Here is a 14,631-nt window from a genome sequence, read left to right on the forward strand (position 1 = left end):
TATTTTGTCGTACGTCAGTGCCCAGCAGCGTTATATTCAAAGCTTACCTAAGTACTTAACTTTGTGTGAGCATAATTACGTGCGTGCGCTGAAACTATTACCTAATGAGCGACGTGTAGGTCAGGAGCGTAAAGTGCAATTAGGGCACAGCACTTTTGCGGTTAAAGTTGACGATACAGCAAAATACACCACAGATATTTCTATCAGACAAGAAGCCGGTAATTTGCCTTCGGTTAAACCTTTGTATTTAACTGTGCGCATGTATCATGATGCGAAAGTAGCCGAAATCGTACATCATGATTTTCATCAGCGCATCAAGCCTTCTTACGCTTATCCAAACCCCAATATGCATCAAAAAGATGAAAAATATCAGCTTAACGCCTTTTTGTATGACTGGCTGGTGGCTTGTGTTGAAAACGGTCGAGCAGTTTTAAATTGGGATGTAAATAATGGCTTGGTTTAGTGACGCCTTCCATTTTGATAAAACAGCACTGAAAGTTGCCCACATCACTGATTGCCACTTATCAAAAGACATCCATGGTGAATACTTTAGCGTGAATACGGCAGCGTATTTTTCACGCTGTTTAGAAGCGATTGCTGAATTAGATGTGGATTGTGTGGTATTTGGTGGAGATTTAACACAAGATCACAGCACTGAGTCTTATCAGCTTTTTGCTAAATTAATAGCAGACTCAGCGCTGAGTTGTCCGGTGTTTTGGCTGCCGGGTAATCATGATGAACTTGCTGAATATGAAAAGCTTATAAGCCCGCAAATTTTAAACAATAAACGCATTACCTTTTTAGGTGGGCAGTTGCTGTTAGCTAACTCAAAAGGCCCGACGCCGGCCGGGTGGGTAACACACACACATTTAGATGAATTAAGCCAAGCGGTAGGGCAGGTACCTAGCGTGGTGTTTTGTCATCATAACCCGCTGCCTATTCAAGCCTATCTAGATAAACATATGCTAGAAAATGGCCCGCAATTTTTAAATACCTGCGTCAATACTGAGCAGTGTGTAGGGGTATTTCATGGTCATGTGCATCATGAGTACACGCAAAATTACCGTAACCTTGGCGTGTATGCGACACCGGCCAGCTCAATACAATTTAGCAAACACACGATGGCGTGGCAGCAAGAGGATTTGGGCCCCGCATTTCGACTCATCGATATAACAGTTGATGAGCAACAAAGCTTACAGCTAACCACGGATGTAGTATGGCTAAACGAGTAATTTATATTCATGGCTTTAATAGCTCTGAGCAATCTTACAAAGCTGTTCGTTTTGGTGAGCACATGGCGCAATTTGATGTCGATTATCAGGTGCCGCGATTAACTCATGAGCCATTACATGCAATTTTACAATTAGAACAACTGCTAAATGATGATACTGTATTACTAGGTAGTTCATTAGGTGGTTTTTATGCGACCTATTTGTCGCAACGTTATTCAATACCCGCGGTAGTCATTAACCCTGCGGTTCGCCCATTTGAGTTACTCAGTAACTATTTAGGGGAAAATTATAACCCGTATCAAGATAGTCATTATGAACTTGGTACTCGTCACATGGATGCATTGCGCAGTTTATATTTGCCGCAATTAGACACCCCTTCATTGATTTATTTGCTACAGCAAACGGGCGATGAAGTACTGCCGTTTCAGCAGGCGGTTAAATATTATTCTCAGTGTAAGCAACACGTTGAATTTGGAGGCGATCATAGTTTTATCGGCTTCGAACAAACCTTTGCAAGTATTGTAGATTTTCTTAAAATCACGTAAAACATAGCTAAGCGCATAAAAGATATAAAAACTATGAGTCAGCAAAATTATAACGCCGAAGCAATTGAAGTCTTAAACGGATTAGAGCCCGTAAAACGCCGCCCAGGTATGTATACCGACACGGTTCGACCTAATCATTTAGGTCAAGAAGTTATCGATAACAGTGTCGATGAAGCAATGGCAGGCCATGCCACTAAAATAGATGTCATCCTTCATGAAGATAACTCTCTTGAGGTTATCGATGATGGCCGTGGTATGCCGATTGATATTCACCCTGAAGAAGGTATCCCGGGTGTGGAACTTATTTTTACCAAGCTGCACGCCGGTGGTAAGTTCTCTAATAAAAACTATCAGTTCTCAGGTGGTTTACACGGGGTAGGTATTTCGGTTGTAAATGCGCTATCGACTCGTGTTGAAGTGACTGTGCGCCGTGATGCGCAGCAATTTCGTATGGCTTTTGAAAACGGTGACAAGGTTGAAGATCTAAACGTCATTGGTACTGTGGGTAAACGTAACACAGGGACAACTGTGCGTTTTTGGCCTGATGCGAGCTATTTTGACTCAGCTAACTTTTCAATTACTAAGCTTAATCACTTATTAAAAGCCAAAGCGGTATTGTGCCCAGGCTTGCGCATTAAGTTTACTAACAAGCAAACCAAAGAAAGCCAAGAGTGGTATTACGAAACAGGCTTAAAAGATTACCTAGTTGAAGCAGTCAAAGGTTTTGAAGTATTACCAAAAGAGCCGTTTATTGGTGACTTTTCAAGTTCAACCGAAGGCGCTGATTGGGCGGTTGTTTGGCTACCTGAAGGCGGTGAATCAATCGCTGAAAGTTATGTAAACTTAATTCCTACTGCACAAGGCGGTACACACGTTAATGGTTTACGCCAAGGCTTGCTTGAAGCAATGCGTGAATTTTGTGAATTTAGAAACCTATTACCACGTGGTGTAAAGCTAACACCAGATGATATTTGGGAGCGTTGTAGCTACGTATTGTCGGTTAAAATGCAAGACCCACAGTTTGCTGGCCAAACAAAAGAAAAGCTGTCTTCTCGCTCATGCGCTGCGTTTGTATCAGGTGTGGTAAAAGACTCATTTAGTTTATGGTTAAACGAGCATACAGAAACGGCAGAATTATTAGCTGAGTTATGTATCTCAAATGCGCAGCGCCGCTTACGTGCCGCTAAAAAAGTTGTGCGTAAGCGTGTTACCTCAGGCCCTGCATTACCGGGTAAATTAACGGATTGCAGTGCCCAAGATAATGACCGTACTGAACTGTTTTTAGTAGAGGGTGACTCAGCGGGAGGCTCAGCAAAACAAGCGCGCGACCGTGAATTCCAAGCAATCATGCCGCTGCGCGGTAAGATTTTAAATACCTGGGAAGTTGAATCTGGGCAGATTTTAGCATCGCAAGAGGTGCATGATATTTCTGTCGCTCTGGGTATTGACCCTGATTCAAGTGATTTATCTGGTCTGCGTTATAACAAGATTTGTATCTTGGCCGATGCTGACTCAGATGGATTACACATTGCTACCTTGCTTTGTGCGCTGTTTGTTCGTCACTTTCCATCGCTTATCAAACAAGGACATGTGTATGTAGCTATGCCGCCGCTATTTCGTATCGACATTGGTAAAGAGGTTTACTACGCCCTTGATGAAGACGAAAAGAACGGTATTTTAGCGCGCATTGAAGCTGAGAAAAAACGCGGTAAGGTTAATGTTCAACGCTTCAAAGGGTTAGGTGAAATGAACCCGTTACAATTACGCGAAACCACGATGGATCCTAATACTCGTCGTTTAGTGCAATTAACCTTAGATGAAGAAGAGCAAACCATGGAAATGATGGATATGCTTCTTGCAAAGAAACGTTCGTCAGACCGTCGTCAGTGGTTAGAAGATCACGGTAACCGCGCAGAAGTTTAGTTAAAGGTGTAGCAACCTAGTTGCTAGCAACGAATTAAAGGGCAAGAAAAAATGAAAAAACTACTGACCTCATTATTGTCGCTGAGCTTGTTATCAGCGCCTGCAATGGCAAAAGATATTCTTGATAAGTTAACAGTTGCTGATGGGTTTTCTATTAGCCTGTTTGCTGATGATGTAGAAAATGCACGTCAAATTGCGGTATCAAAAAGAGGTATTGTTTACGCAGGCTCACGTAAAGCAGGCAATGTTTATGCGTTGATTGACCATAACAGTGATGGTGTGGCTGACAGAAAAATGGTTATTGCCACAGGTCTTGAAATGCCATCAGGTTTAGCGATTAAAGATGGTGATCTATATGTGGCTGAAGTGTCACGTATCATCCGTTTTAAAGACGTTGATAAAAATTTAAAAGATCCTAAATACGACGTGGTATACGATAAGTTTCCAACTGATCGTCACCATGGCTGGAAATTTATTAGTTTTGCGCCAACTGGTGAGTTAATTGTGCCAGTGGGTGTACCATGTAACATTTGTGCTGAAGACGAAAAATATGGTCGTATTTTCTCGTTAGATGTTGACACAAAAGAAATTAAAACAATTGCCAAAGGCGTTCGTAATTCAGTTGGTTTTGATTATCACCCTACAACGAATGCATTTTGGTTTAGTGATAACGGCCGTGACATGATGGGCGATGACATGCCACCTTGTGAAATTAACCGTGTTGGTGAAGGTGAAGAGGGTGCGCATTATGGTTTCCCTTATGTTCACGCTGGGGCGATTTTAGATCCTGAGTTTGGTAAAGGTAAAAGTATTGCTGACTACAAATCGCCAGCCCTTGCACTTGGTGCTCATGTTGCTCCTTTAGGTATTCATTTTTATAATGGTAAGCAGTTTCCTGCTAAATTCAAAGAGCAGCTTTTTGTTGCTGAGCATGGTTCATGGAATCGTAGTAAAAAGTCAGGCTACAAAGTGATGCTAGCGAATGTTGAACAAGGTCGTATTACTAAGTACACCCCGTTCATCACAGGCTTTATGCAAAACGAAGAAACATTTGGTCGCCCAGTTGCATTTGCAGAGCTTGCAGATGGCAGCTTATTGATCTCAGACGACTTTGCTAATGTGATCTATCGCGTTAGTGCTAAGAAAAAATAGGTAAGCGTTAATGAGTGATACAGATACCTTGCTGATGCAAGGCATAGAACAACAAACAATGGGGCGCTTTACTGAAGACGCCTACTTAAACTACTCAATGTACGTCATTATGGACCGTGCCTTACCTCATGTAGGTGACGGTCTAAAGCCTGTACAGCGTCGTATCATCTATGCAATGAGCGAACTGGGGTTATCGGCGCAAGCAAAATATAAAAAATCAGCCCGTACCGTGGGTGATGTACTGGGTAAATATCACCCTCATGGTGATAGTGCTTGTTACGAAGCCATGGTGTTAATGGCGCAGCCGTTTTCTTATCGCTACCCGCTGGTGGACGGTCAAGGTAACTGGGGTGCTGCCGATGATCCTAAGTCATTTGCTGCAATGCGTTACACCGAAGCGCGTTTATCTAAGTTCTCAGAAGTTTTACTAAAAGAGCTGGGTCAAGGCACTGTCGATTGGACCGCAAACTTTGACGGCACACTTGATGAGCCAATGGTGTTACCTGCGCGTTTACCGCACATCTTACTCAATGGTGTAACCGGTATTGCTGTAGGTATGGCAACCGATATTCCACCACACAATGTGCGTGAAGTTGCCAGTGCCTGTTGTTTATTACTTGATAAGCCAAAAACTGAAATCGAAGAGTTGCTTGAGTTAGTGCATGCGCCTGACTACCCAACAGAAGCTGAGATCATCACACCGAAAGACGATATTCGTAAGATTTATCAAACTGGACGTGGTTCTATCAAGATGCGTGCAATTTACACTGAAGAGCAAGGTGACATCGTGATCACCGCGCTGCCTCATCAGTGTTCAGGTGCAAAAGTACTTGAGCAAATTGCAGCGCAGATGAATGCTAAAAAGTTGCCGATGGTTGCTGATTTACGTGACGAATCTGATCACGAAAACCCAACCCGCATCGTGATTGTACCGCGTTCAAACCGCATCAAGGCTGAGCCATTAATGGCGCACCTATTTGCAACCACAGATTTAGAAAAGAACTACCGCGTAAACTTAAACATGCTTGGTCTTGATGGTCGTCCGCAAGTGAAAGATTTACGTAGTATCTTAACTGAGTGGTTAACGTTCCGCCGTGAAACGGTTCGCCGTCGCTTACAGCACCGTTTAGATAAGGTATTAGCACGCTTACATATTTTAGAAGGTTTATTAACGGCCTTTTTAAACATTGATGAAGTTATCGAAATTATCCGTACTGAAGATAAACCAAAGCCTGTTTTAATGGAGCGTTTTGGTTTAACAGATATTCAAGCGGAAGCGATTTTAGAGTTAAAACTACGTCATTTAGCAAAACTTGAAGAGTTCAAGATTAAAGGTGAGCAAGATGAGCTTGCCCTTGAGCGTGACAAGTTAGAGCAAACGCTTGGTTCAGAGCGTCGTATGTCGACGTTGATGAAAAAAGAAATCCAAGAAGCGGCTGAAATGTATGGTGATGATCGTCGCTCACCAGTTGTTGAACGTTTAGAAGCAAAAGCACTAAGCGAAAAAGACCTTATCCCTTCAGAATCAGTGACTGTTGTGTTATCTGAAAAAGGCTGGGCACGTGTTGGTAAAGGCCATGATTTAGATGTTGAAGGGCTGAGTTATAAGTCAGGCGACAGCTATAAAGCCTCAGCGCGAGGTAAGAGTAACCAGCCTGCAGTGTTCTTAGACTCAAGTGGTCGTGCTTTTGCTACTGATGCACATAGTTTACCTTCAGCTCGAAGCCAAGGCGAACCAATGACAGGGCGCTTTAACTTAAGCTCTGGCGCCAACTTTGAGCATGTGGTGATGGCAGAAGACAACCAAGTGTTGTTAATGGCTTCAGATGCAGGCTATGGCTTTATAAGTGACTTTAAAGATCTGGTGAGTAAGAACAAAAACGGTAAAGCGCTGGTCAGTGTTCCTAAAGGCGGTGAATTACTCGCGCCAATTAGAGTAACTGACGTAGCAACAGATTACTGTATGGCAATTTCTAACGAAGGCCGCATGTTGTTATTCCCACTGCGCGATTTACCTAAGCTTAGTAAAGGTAAAGGAAATAAGATTATTTCTATCCCAAGTGCGAAAGTGCAAGCCCGTGAAGAGTTTGTAAAAGTGCTGGCTGTGGTGCCTGCGGGCAGTAGCGTAACCCTGCATGCAGGTAAACGAAAACTGACACTCAAACCGGCTGATCTTGAGCACTACCATGGTGAACGTGGTAGACGAGGTAATAAGTTACCACGTGGTCTGCAGCGTGTTGATGAAGCTGTAGTCGAAGTGACTCAAACTGATGACAGTGATGAGTCGCCAAGTGAAGTAACTGAGTAAACCAGAGGCCTGCAATTGCAGGCCTTTTTATTGTTAAAACGTTATGAAATTTTAAGCGTACACATGTGCGCTTAAAGCTATGGAAATGCTATTTTTCACGTTATAATGCGCGCTGATTAATACGAGGAGAATTCGTTTGTTAGCTATTTTTCGCATAATTTTCATGGCGTTATTTATTGTTTTAAGCTGTGTTTTTGGGCTGCTTTTATGCATTGTGAAGCCGTTTCATACAAATAACGTGCATATTATTGCGGGTTGGTTTTGCAAGGTAGCTAAAATTTTAGGTGTCAAACTAGAGCTTAAATATCACGAGACTCCAAAAAATATTGGTCCTGCTGTCTATGTAGCAAATCATCAAAATAACTATGACCTATTCACTTTACCTGCCATGGTGCCAGAGAACTGCGTAAGCCTTGGTAAAAAAAGCCTCAAATGGATCCCGTTTTTTGGTCAGCTATATTGGTTATCGGGCAATATCTTAATTGACCGTGCTAACCGCTCAAAAGCGGCGGGCACAATTTCTAAATCAGCTGAGAAAATAAAACAAAAAGGCTTGTCGGTGTGGATGTTTCCTGAGGGCACGCGAAGCTATGGTCGCGGTTTATTACCTTTTAAAACAGGGGCATTTCACACAGCAATGAGTGCTGATGTGCCGGTTGTGCCAGTTTGTATGAGTACAACGCACAAAACTATTAAGCTAAATCGCTGGGATAATGGTACAATTTACCTCGAAATGTTAGCGCCGATTTATCTTGATAAAGACGTATCTGCTCGTGACCATGCTTCACATGTTCATCAGATTATGGCCGCTAAAATAACTGAATTAGATGCTCAAGTGAGAAACAAATAATGGAAAATTGGCGCGAAATTACTGAAGACATCGTTACTTCATTGCTTGAAGATGGCTCAGATCCTGAAGTACTTTATGAAGTGGAACACCACTTTGTTAGCGAAAATTTTGAAAAATTAGAGCAAGCAGCTTTAGCCGCTTTTAAACTAGGTTACGATGTTGAAGAACCAGCTGAACTTGAGCTAGAAGACGGCGAGAAAGTATGGAGCTTTGACGTGGTTGTTGAGTGTGAACTTGATGTAGAAGCCATTATGGAAGACGTAGACAAGTTAGAAGCGCTTGCTCAGCAAACAGACGTTGAATACGACGGCTGGGGCACTTACTTTCAGGAGTAAGATTTAGAGCTGTCAGCTATCTGCCGTCAGCTCTTAGACTGAACTACCACAATCTAGCGAGTTGCTTGACTCGTTAGTTTACCCTTCTGACTAATACCTATTTCGTATTCGTTATTCAATCTATAGACATTTGCAATCAATTAGCGATAATAAAAAACTCGATGTTTATATGCGCTAAGCTTACCTATGCTTATTACTTTACCCATTGCCGAACTTGTTCCAGGGATGTTTGTTGACAGTGTCAGTAAGCAACAAGAGCATGTAAATAGTATTAAGATCAAAACACGTGGTTTAGTGCGTGATAAAACAATTATTCAGCGCCTGATCTCTGAGGGGGTTGAAGAGCTACTCATCGACTTTACACAAAGCGATGTTGCACTCCCTAAAAAATACCAACCAAAGCCTGAACCGGCTAAACCGAAGGTTGAACAAAAACCTGCTGCTAATGAAGAGCCGCAAGGGATCACGGTTCAACAAGAGTTTCTAAAAGCTAGTGTTCACTATGAGCAGCATAGTCGTAAGCTACAAAGTTTATATTCCGATATTACAGCTGGACTAAAAATGAATATGGCAGTGCTTGACGACATTGCTGTTGATATAGTCGGCTCCGTTTTTCGAAATCACAATGCATTAACTATTTTAACTCGTCTCAAAGATAAACATATTTATAACTGGCGTCACATGATCAACACTGCGATTTTGGTGAGTGTGTTTGCTAAGTATTTAGGCTATAAAGAAAAGACGATCAAAGAACTGGCGATGGGAGCTTTGCTGCATGATATTGGCCAAGCTAAAATGCCGCAAGGTGTTTTATCTAAGCCAAGCGCATTGAATGATAACGAAATGCAAGTCGTTAAAAAACATGTGGCGCAGAGTTTAGGTTTAGTGAAAGGCGAGAAGGGCATTACTCCACTAATGCTTGATATGATAGTAAATCATCATGAACGTTTAGATGGTACAGGTTATCCACGCGGTATTACCGCTGAAAAGCTTAGCCGCCCTGCAAGAATGATGGCAATTGCTGATGTTTATGATGCTATGACGGCAGATAGGCCTCATCAAATGGGAGAAGAACCTATTTCGGCTTTGCGTTATTTACTTGCGAACAAACAAATGTTTGATTCTGAATTAGTGCAGCGCTTTATTAAATGTCTAGGTGTACACCCTGTCGGTACTATTGTTAAGTTAAATAATGATCGTTTAGCGTTAGTAATGGAAGGGAATCACGAGAATCCAATCAAACCAAAAGTGAAAGTATTTTATAATGCTAAACATAAGCACCACGTGACGGCGAAAGATGTCGATTTGAACGTGGAAAAAGAACTAAAAATTATTGCCAGTATTAAACCCTTAGATTATCAGCTTAATTTGGCTCGTTTGTTAAAAGAGCATCTGCTTGTTTAGACTTAACACAGCGTTTTTTGGCGCTGCGTTTAGCTGAAATGAATGCCCCACTAAAACAACTTATCATTAAAACTAACCACAATAGCGTCCCTTTTTCGACATGTAAGGCTACGCAACACAATAAAAGAGACAAAACTGAGCTAAACATAGCGCCTAACCAATAGTGATTGACTGGGTTGTCGCAATCACCTGCTTTAGTACATGCACAATAATTTGCTTTACAAAAATAATGAACGCTCACACCGCATAACATTAGTGCCACAATAATAAAGGCGATTTCCATACTCAAACTCAACTGAGAAACTTTTATTTTTAGTCTAAAGCTACAAATGCGATAAGTCAATGCAAATGATAATTAATATCGTTTGTTTGGTTTGTAATCAGAGATCTGATGAGTTTTAATAGGTTGTTATCTTGTTGTTAAAATGCGGGTTTTTTACCTATTTCTAACGAAAAATTACAGTTTTTTGATCTTAATTAAGGTAATGTTCGAAAGTTTATAATCATTAGAATAAAACATCTAACGCCAACATACAGTGCTAATCTTTTATGCTTAACTAATAGGTTGCCCTCATTGTTGGATTAGTTTTCGCACAAGTTTGCAAGAGGACACAGATTTATGAAGTTCACGAAAACACTAATTGCAGCATCACTTGCTGTTGTTTCTGCTGACAGCTTTGCTGCAGCTTTCCAATTAGCAGAGCAAAACGTTTCAGGTTTAGGCCGTGCATACGCTGGTGAAGCAGCCGTTGCTGACGATGCCTCAGTTGTTGCTCGTAACCCTGCACTTATGTCTTTATTTAAAGACAAGCAAATCTCAGTGGCAGGTATTGCTGTAATTCCAGATGTTAGCTTAGAAGGTGAAAGTGCTGCATACGGCTTAGATGAAAGCTCTATCGATGACGATAGCATCGCGCCATCAGCATTTATTCCTGCTGGTTACTTCACTATGCCATTAAACGACAAAGTATCTTTAGGCTTTGGTGCTTTTTCAAACTTTGGTCTTTCAACTGAATTTAAAGACGATTACGCAGCAGGCTCTATCGCAGGCGAAACTGAAATCGTGACTGTTAACATGAATGCAAGTGCTTCATACAAAATCAACGAACAGTTCAGCCTAGGCCTTGGTTTAAACTATGTTTATGCTGATGCGAAAGTGGTGCGTAATGCAGGTGCAAACCCATTAGGTTTACCAGCGAGCACGCAAATCGCTCACCTTGAAGGTGACGACTACGGCTTTGGTTGGAACATTGGTGCTATGTATCAGTTAGACGAAAACAACCGTTTTGGTTTTAACTACCGTAGTGAAACTGATATTGATTTTGAAGGTGAGTACTCAAACCAACTACCAGCTGCTGTTGGCGGTTTAGCGGGTACTAAAGTTCCGGGTGAGTTAAAATTAACCTTACCAGCCATTGCTGAGTTCTCTGGTTCACACCAAATCGATAAGAAGCTTGGCGTGCACTACAGCATTTTATGGACTGGCTGGGATAGCTTCCAAAAATTAGAAGCTTATACGCCTAGTCAAGAAGCACCTGTATTCTCTAAAGAAGAGAACTTCTCTGATTCAATGCGTTACTCTATCGGTACTGACTACCAGTACAGCGACGCTCTTTTACTTCGTGCAGGTATTGCATACGATGAGTCGCCAGCAGACCAATCTCACCTTTCAATCTCTATCCCTGATACAGATCGTTTCTGGTTCTCATTTGGTGGTAACTACGCATTCAGCGAAAACTCAAATATTGACCTAGGTGTAAGTATTCTTCGTGGTAAAACACAAAACTTCTCTGAAAAAGACAGCCTAGCTGCATCAGTTGGCCAAGATGTTTCATGGGACTATGAATCAAAAGGTCACGCAGTTCTAGTAGGTGCTCAGTACAACTACAAATTTTAATTGTAACGCGACGTAAAGTCGCTGCTACAGAGCATTAAAAAGCCGCGCTATAACATTGTTATAGCGCGGCTTTTTTGTAAGCGCGAATAAATCGCGCTTGATATATGCTGTTATAGACTTTCGATTTTCGCTTTTTGCGCTAATAGTTTGTCTTTCGCATCGGTAAACTCAGCCAGCTTAGCATGCTCTTTAGCAAGTACAGCCTCTGGCGCATTATTTACGAACTTCTCGTTAGCTAACTTGTTTTGAACCTGTGCTAAGCCTTTTTCTGCTTTTTCAAGCTGCTTCGCAATACGAGCTAATTCAGCTTCAACATCGATTAGGCCAGCCATTGGGATCATGATCTCAAGGTTACCAACATACGATGTTGCACACGCTGGTGCATCGTCTTTGTTATCAAGAAGCGTGAACTCTTCAAGCTTAGCAAGCGACGCTAAGAATGCTTCGTTATCCGTTAAGCGGCGCTTGTCTTCGTCAGACGCATTCGCAAGCAATACCGATAATGGTTTGCTTGGGCTGATATCCATTTCACCACGGATGTTACGAATAGCAAGAATGAATTGTTTAACCCACTCAAGGTCGTCCATCGCTTGGCTATCAACATTTGCTTCATTATATACAGGGAACCCTTGAACCATGATGCTAGTGCCCGCAGTTTCGATACCTGCAAGTGGTGCAACACGTTGCCAAATCGTTTCTGTGATGTATGGCATTAACGGGTGCATTAAGCGAAGTAGGCTTTCTAATACCGTGATTAGGGTATGACGAGTACCACGTTGTTGTGCTTCGTTACCTTTAAACAGTACAGGTTTAGTCAGTTCTAGGTACCAGTCACAGAATTGGTTCCAAGTGAACTCATAAATGGTGTTTGCTGCTAGGTCAAAACGATAGTTTTCTAGATGCTCAGTATAGGTTTTAACCGTTGCTTCAAATTGACCTAAAATCCAACGATCAGCAAGTGAGTACTGTTTCTCAGCATCTGTAGCGAAACCACAGTCTTGCTCTTCAGTGTTCATTAATACGTAACGGCTCGCGTTCCATAGCTTGTTACAGAAGTTACGGTAACCTTCAAGGCGGTTCATATCCCAGTTGATGTCACGGCCCGTTGAAGCCATTGCCGCAAGGGTAAAACGCAGTGCGTCTGTACCGTGTGCTTCGATACCGTTTTCGAATGTTTTACGAGTGTTTTTCTCAATCTTCTTCGCTAGTTGTGGCTGCATCATGTTACCAGTGCGCTTTTCAACTAGGCTTTCAAGGTCGATACCGTCAATCATGTCGATAGGATCAAGTACGTTACCTTTCGACTTAGACATCTTATCGCCGTTTTCATCACGGATAAGGCCAGTTACGTAAACGGTTTTAAAGGGTACTTGTGGCTTGCCGTCTTCATCTTTGATAAAGTGCATGGTCATCATGATCATACGCGCAACCCAGAAGAAAATAATATCGAAACCTGTTACCAATACGTCAGACGGGTGGAACGTTTTTAAATCATCAGTGTTTGCAGGCCAGCCTTGCGTTGAGAAAGTCCAAAGCGCAGATGAGAACCAGGTATCTAAAACGTCTTCGTCTTGCTTAAGTGCAACATCATCAGCAAGGTTGTTGTCGCGGCGTACTTCAGCTTCGTCACGACCAACGTATACGTTGCCTTCGTTGTCGTACCAAGCAGGGATGCGGTGACCCCACCAAAGCTGACGTGAAATACACCAATCTTGTACGTCGTTCATCCACGAGAAGTACATGTTCTCGTATTGTTGAGGTACGAACTTAATATCGCCATTTTTAACTGCTTCTTTTGCAGGCTCTGCTAGAGGTGCTACGCGCACGTACCACTGATCAGTAAGAAGAGGCTCAATCACTACGCCAGAACGGTCACCGTAAGGTACAGTTAAGCTGTGATCTTCGATTTTTTCTAATAGACCAAGTTCTTCAAATTCGCTCACAATCGCTTTACGTGCATCAAAGCGGTCAAGGCCATGTAGGCGCTCAGGAATTGGCGCATCTAATTCAAGCTCTTTACCGTCGAATGTGTAGCTTTCGCCTTCGCTTAATACCGCTGCATCTTTATTGAAGATGTTGATCATTGGTAGTTGGTGACGTTTACCTACTTCGTTATCGTTAAAGTCGTGGGCAGGCGTGATTTTCACACAACCTGTGCCTTTTTCCATGTCTGCATGTTCATCGGCAACAATTGGAATACGGCGGTTTACGATAGGCAGTAAAATGTCTTTACCGATCAGATCTTGATAGCGCTCATCATCAGGGTTAACAGCAACACCTGTATCACCTAGCATTGTTTCAGGACGTGTTGTCGCAACAATGATGTAGTCTTTACCATCTTTGGTTTTTACGCCATCAGCAAGAGGGTAACGTAGGTTCCACATATGACCTTGTTTGTCTTTGTTTTCAACTTCAAGATCAGAAATCGCCGTGTGTAGTTTAGGATCCCAGTTAACTAGGCGCTTACCACGGTAGATTAAATCTTCTTTGTGAAGACGTACGAATACTTCTTTTACCGCTTCAGAAAGGCCCTCGTCCATAGTGAAACGCTCACGGTCCCAATCTACAGAGGCGCCTAAACGACGTAATTGTTTAGTGATCGTGCCGCCAGAGTGGTTTTTCCATTCCCAGATTTTATCGATGAATGCTTCACGGCCTAGGTCGTGACGAGTTTTACCTTCTTCAGCAGCAAGCTTACGCTCAACAAGCATTTGTGTTGCGATACCCGCGTGGTCAGTACCTACTTGCCATAATGTGTTGTTGCCTTGCATACGCTTTAAACGCGTTAGCGTATCCATGATGGTATCTTGGAACGCGTGGCCCATGTGTAAGCTACCCGTGACGTTTGGTGGCGGGATCATAATTGAGTATGCGTCACCTTGGCCAGACGGTTTAAAGTAGCCATTTTCTTCCCAGCCTTGGTATAAAGACTGTTCAATATCTTGCGGATTATAGGTTTTATCCATTACACAGAACCTTAAATAA

The 14,631-nt window shown here is 42.4% G+C and carries 12 protein-coding genes; 10 read left to right on the forward strand and 2 right to left on the reverse strand.

Annotated features, from left to right (window positions below):
* Window positions 1-4: 4 nt before the first annotated feature.
* The 9 genes from L1272_RS08990 (at window position 5) to L1272_RS09030 (ending at window position 9,749) form a co-directional block, all read left to right on the forward strand.
* Window positions 5-463 (forward strand): DUF1249 domain-containing protein, encoded by a 459-nt coding sequence (locus L1272_RS08990; protein ID WP_235373231.1) that lies wholly within the window; start codon window positions 5-7, stop codon window positions 461-463.
* Window positions 450-1,232, forward strand: a complete 783-nt coding sequence (locus L1272_RS08995) for a metallophosphoesterase (RefSeq protein ID WP_235373232.1) — start codon at window positions 450-452, stop codon at window positions 1,230-1,232. Before L1272_RS08990 ends, L1272_RS08995 begins: the two co-directional genes overlap by 14 nt.
* Window positions 1,217-1,777, forward strand: coding sequence for a YqiA/YcfP family alpha/beta fold hydrolase (locus tag L1272_RS09000; protein WP_235373233.1), 561 nt, complete (start codon window positions 1,217-1,219; stop codon window positions 1,775-1,777). The genes L1272_RS08995 and L1272_RS09000 overlap by 16 nt, the downstream gene beginning before the upstream one ends.
* A 33-nt stretch (window positions 1,778-1,810) precedes the next feature.
* Window positions 1,811-3,700: a DNA topoisomerase IV subunit B gene (gene parE, locus L1272_RS09005; RefSeq protein ID WP_054552648.1), complete on the forward strand. Its 1,890-nt coding sequence runs from the start codon at window positions 1,811-1,813 to the stop codon at window positions 3,698-3,700.
* Between the two features lie 51 nt (window positions 3,701-3,751).
* A complete protein-coding gene (locus L1272_RS09010; RefSeq protein WP_138616282.1) occupies window positions 3,752-4,852 on the forward strand; it encodes a PQQ-dependent sugar dehydrogenase in 1,101 nt (366 codons plus the stop codon).
* A 10-nt stretch (window positions 4,853-4,862) separates the two neighbouring features.
* The gene (gene parC / locus L1272_RS09015; RefSeq protein ID WP_054552646.1) at window positions 4,863-7,160 is read left to right on the forward strand and encodes a DNA topoisomerase IV subunit A; all 2,298 of its coding nucleotides are present in this window, start codon (window positions 4,863-4,865) and stop codon (window positions 7,158-7,160) included.
* A 163-nt stretch (window positions 7,161-7,323) separates the two neighbouring features.
* A complete protein-coding gene (locus tag L1272_RS09020; RefSeq protein ID WP_082389235.1) occupies window positions 7,324-8,010 on the forward strand; it encodes a 1-acylglycerol-3-phosphate O-acyltransferase in 687 nt (228 codons plus the stop codon).
* Window positions 8,010-8,345 carry a ribonuclease E inhibitor RraB gene (gene rraB, locus L1272_RS09025; RefSeq protein WP_054552644.1) on the forward strand — a complete coding sequence of 112 codons (336 nt, stop codon included), beginning with the start codon at window positions 8,010-8,012 and terminating at the stop codon, window positions 8,343-8,345. The genes L1272_RS09020 and rraB overlap by 1 nt, the downstream gene beginning before the upstream one ends.
* A 186-nt stretch (window positions 8,346-8,531) precedes the next feature.
* On the forward strand, window positions 8,532-9,749 hold the full coding sequence (locus L1272_RS09030; RefSeq protein ID WP_138598897.1) for an HD-GYP domain-containing protein: 1,218 nt from the start codon (window positions 8,532-8,534) through the stop codon (window positions 9,747-9,749).
* Here L1272_RS09030 and L1272_RS09035 read toward each other — a convergent pair.
* On the reverse strand, window positions 9,709-10,032 hold the full coding sequence (locus L1272_RS09035; RefSeq protein WP_054552642.1) for a hypothetical protein: 324 nt from the start codon (window positions 10,030-10,032) through the stop codon (window positions 9,709-9,711). The genes L1272_RS09030 and L1272_RS09035 overlap by 41 nt on opposite strands.
* 336 nt (window positions 10,033-10,368) lie before the next feature.
* Between L1272_RS09035 and L1272_RS09040 the strand changes: the two genes are divergently transcribed.
* Window positions 10,369-11,646, forward strand: a complete 1,278-nt coding sequence (locus L1272_RS09040; protein ID WP_054552641.1) for an outer membrane protein transport protein — start codon at window positions 10,369-10,371, stop codon at window positions 11,644-11,646.
* Between the two features lie 110 nt (window positions 11,647-11,756).
* Here L1272_RS09040 and L1272_RS09045 read toward each other — a convergent pair whose 3' ends face one another.
* On the reverse strand, window positions 11,757-14,612 hold the full coding sequence (locus L1272_RS09045) for a valine--tRNA ligase (protein ID WP_138616286.1): 2,856 nt from the start codon (window positions 14,610-14,612) through the stop codon (window positions 11,757-11,759).
* Window positions 14,613-14,631: the final 19 nt, after the last annotated feature.

It is taken from the genome of Pseudoalteromonas sp. PAST1 (assembly GCF_021532515.1).
GTDB classification, from domain to species: Bacteria; Pseudomonadota; Gammaproteobacteria; order Enterobacterales; family Alteromonadaceae; genus Pseudoalteromonas; species Pseudoalteromonas simplex.